Here is a 3726-nt window from a genome sequence, read left to right as displayed (position 1 = left end):
TATATAAATTCTTTTATATTCTCAAAAAGGGTTTCTGATTTAAATCCTTCACTTATTTCATCAAAAACATCTGATGTAAATTTATCTAGTACTACTCCTTCAACAGACGATCCAAATTTCTTGTCTGTTGAAAAAGTGGAAGACGGCGAAACCTCTATATCCAATTATATGGTTGCAATGAAAATTCACATGAATTCTGAAGATGACTATTGGTTGTTCACTTCTCTTCCTGTACAATCTCTAAAAGATGCCTCTGGCATTCTCAGTTACTATAGCATATATTTGTTTGTATTTCTGCTTTTCATTGGTGGGCTGTTTGCTTTTCTTTATGCAAAAAAATTGGCTAAACCAATATTGTCTATGAACGATATCGCTAAAGAAATGGCCAAATTGAATTTTGACAGTTCATGCATCATATCTAGTAATGATGAATTAAGTGACCTTGGTCAAAATCTAAATCATCTGTCTAATACCTTGAAATATACCTTAGATGATTTACAAAAAGCAAATGCTAAACTAAAAATTGACATAGAAAAAGAACGCACTAGAGATGCTGAACAAAAAGCATTTGTAGCTACATTGTCTCATGAACTAAAAACTCCACTAATGATTATGAGAGGAACAGCAGAAGGAATAGCCGCTGGAATATATGAAAAAGAAAAGCTATCCTCTATACTATCCGAACTCTCCGCTATGGATCATTTGATCGGTGAAATGCTTCAGTTCTCGAAATCTGAATCATTGAAAATAGATACTACTACTATAAATTTAGGCACTATGCTATCAAATATTTGCAAGAGATTGAACCCTCTTAGAGATGATATTGAAAAGAAGTTTCTAATAGAAGGTGACTTTACCGTTAATTTTGATAAGAATCACCTAGATAAAATATTATCCAATATGTATCACAACGCACTGCGTTACACACCGGAAGGTGAAACTATATACGTGTCAATAATAAGAGATGAAAGTAAACATCCCCATATCAGAATAGAAAATACTGGTATATTCCTAAGCGATGAAAATTTACAAAAAATATGGGAACCCTTCTATAGAGTAGAGGATTCCCGTAATAGACAAACCGGAGGACATGGTCTCGGTCTATACATTGTAAAACGATTGACCTATGCAAACAATGCTTCAATAAGAGTAGCAAATACCTCTAGAGGTGTTTGCTTTGATATCGAATTTAAAAATTAAATTTTAAATTTATTCATTTCATCTTCTAGTAATCTGATGTTTTCGTTGAATCTATCCACTGATTCAGCGATTTCATCTATTCTAGCTGTCTGTTCTTCTGTTGATGCACTGATTTCTTCCGTTGATGCCGCTGATTCTTGAGACAACGATGCTATAGATTCAAGCGCCCCTATCAAAGTTTCTTTTGTTTCATCAATATATTCCATACCAAGACTAAGTTCATCCATAGACAGTGACACTGTTTGCGCACTCTTATCTATAGTCTCAAATGCAGCTTTTGTATCATTCAAATCATTATTAGCTTCTGAAACTATAGTTCTAGTATCTTCCATAGTTTCATTTGCACTATCAACTATTGAAACTATGTTATCAATTATCTCGTTTATTTCTGTAGTTGCTTTTCCCGATTGCTCAGCTAACTTTCTTATTTCATCTGCAACAACTGCAAAACCTTTCCCATGTTCGCCAGCTCTAGCTGCCTCTATAGATGCGTTTAATGCTAGCAAATTAGTCTGCTCTGAAATTCCCTTTATAGTCTCTACTATCTCTTCAATCGATTTAGATTTCTCTGCCAATTCACTTATTTTCTGATCTGCTTGTTCTGTAGACTCAACTGTTTTCTTGAATTTTTGATCTAGAACTTCTATTGATGCTTTTCCTATCTCATTGCTATTTTTCATATTATTAGTATCTGCTTCCGCTTGAGTAAGCCTATCCATCATATGTCCTATTCGGCCACCAAGTTCTCGTCCTAGCTCTAATCGTTCTCCAACTTCCTGTGCCATATCTGTTGCTCCAGCTGCTATGTCCTCAACCGCTTCAGTAACTTGTGAACTCGTCATAGATAAACCTGCTACAGCTTCATTTATCTTAGAGGATTCTAGTGCAATCTCCTCAACAGTATGGTTTGTTTCACCAACTAATGCCTGAACATTTTCTGTCATTTTGTTAAAATTAGTAGCAAGTTTTCCTATTTCATCTTTAGACTTTATATCTATAGTTTCATTGAAATACCCTTCGCCAACTCTATTCATTGCTTCTTCTATTTTCTGTATTGGTTTTATTACGAGCTTCTTAAGTGATAAATTAATCAAAATTATCAACAATATAAATCCTATAAATCCTATTATAATAGAGTTTTTCGTGATTCCAAACACCGCTTTATCTGTAGATTTTGTCGGTAATGCTACAAATAGTATCTGATTCTCAAACTCTCTAGCCTGTCCATAATATCCATTTGATTCTATCTCAAATTCAAATAAACCCCCATTTGATTCCTTTATTCCTTCACTATATGCATGTCCTTCTATATCCATTCCTATCTCAGCTGGTTCTTTATGATTTTTGATTACTCCATTTTTGTCTGCTATAAATGCAAAACCACTTCCACTAAGTTTAAGATTTTCAAGCGTTTTTTGTACGTTCATCTTCGAAGTAATATCTGATATAGCCTTAGGCGATATTCCTATCTGAACTACACCTTTTGCATCTATTCGGCTAACTCCAATATATTGAAATAATTGCTGATCTGTACCCCTAACACTAGCCTCTTGAGCTAATTTCCCATCACTCTGATTTATTAGTTTCAAAAACGGCTTTGTCTGCTCAGTTGTATTAAAATCAAATCCAAAAAATCCAGGTATATTACCACTTACCAAAATTCCATTTTCATCTACCACATGTATTTCATCTACATCTAGGGCTTTTGCAAGTGATATCATTTTTTCTGTCTCTAACTGACTCTTGTCATTCTCTAAAATTTCAGCTACAGCTCTAGCTATATTTATATGTTTTTTATCTAATGCCTTTTGTGTAATATCAACTACCTCTTTAGCTTCACTTACCGAAGCCTCTATGGCCTCTAATTGCATATCCATCTGATGCCCTACGATTTCGTCCGCTAATCTCCCCGCTGAATACAAATTGAATCCCATAATTGTTATTATCATTACAATTACAACTAATCCAATCACTCCTATTAGTTTCCCCTTTAATTTCATTTACTACGACTCCCTTCCCAATTTTTTATCATAGTTGTCCACCGAAACCCTTTTCCCATTCACTATGTTTCACAATTATAACACAATTCCAATCAGTAAAGACTAGTTCATTTGTGCTTTTTATGAATTACATCGTTAAGTTTTTTGTTTTATGCAAATAATTATATCTGCTCTAAACTATCTAATTCTAAATTTTTTTAAACAAACTTCGATAGTTTTTTCATTTAACGTTCTGTATTTAATACTTTTCCTCTTTATTTTTTTAATTTTCATTGTATAATAGAGTGACCTTATTTTGAAATGACTACTTTGAATTTTATATTTTTGGAGGTTTTAACAAATGAAGCAAAAAACATTTTGTTCTTGGAGTGGTGGCAAAGACTCCTGTCTATCTCTTTATAGAGCAATTCAAGAAAACTATGAAATAAAAACACTTATGACAATGTGCCGAGAAGACGGACTAAAATCAAGAAGCCACGGACTTAGTCCTGAGATTCTTACAGCTCAAGCAAAATCTTTGGATTTA

General features: G+C 33.5%; 3 protein-coding genes. 2 read left to right on the top strand and 1 reads right to left on the bottom strand.

All coding sequences use genetic code 11. From position 1 onward, the window contains the following. Nucleotides 1-1200 (top strand): ATP-binding protein (locus tag N4A40_08775; protein MCT4661939.1); only part of this gene is annotated, 1200 nt, incomplete at its 5' end. On the opposite strand, the gene N4A40_08770 is transcribed toward N4A40_08775, so the two are convergent. Beyond that, nucleotides 1197-3200, bottom strand: coding sequence for a methyl-accepting chemotaxis protein (locus N4A40_08770; GenBank protein MCT4661938.1), 2004 nt, complete (start codon nucleotides 3198-3200; stop codon nucleotides 1197-1199). The two genes, N4A40_08775 and N4A40_08770, sit on opposite strands and share 4 nt — an antisense overlap. Nucleotides 3201-3540: 340 nt before the next feature. Between N4A40_08770 and N4A40_08765 the strand changes: the two genes are divergently transcribed. Beyond that, the coding region (locus N4A40_08765) for a hypothetical protein (GenBank protein MCT4661937.1) at nucleotides 3541-3726 on the top strand (186 nt) is incomplete at its 3' end.

The organism is Tissierellales bacterium (assembly GCA_025210965.1).
Taxonomy (GTDB): Bacteria; Bacillota; Clostridia; order Tissierellales; family JAOAQY01; genus JAOAQY01.
Note: the sequence above shows the minus strand (reverse complement) of the source record. Positions and strands in the feature narration are given on the sequence as shown.

Excerpts from the sequence above, each read along its gene's own strand:
- N4A40_08770 (MCT4661938.1), bottom strand. The coding sequence starts at position 3,200 with ATGAAATTAAAGGGGAAACTAATAGGAGTGATTGGATTAGTTGTAATT.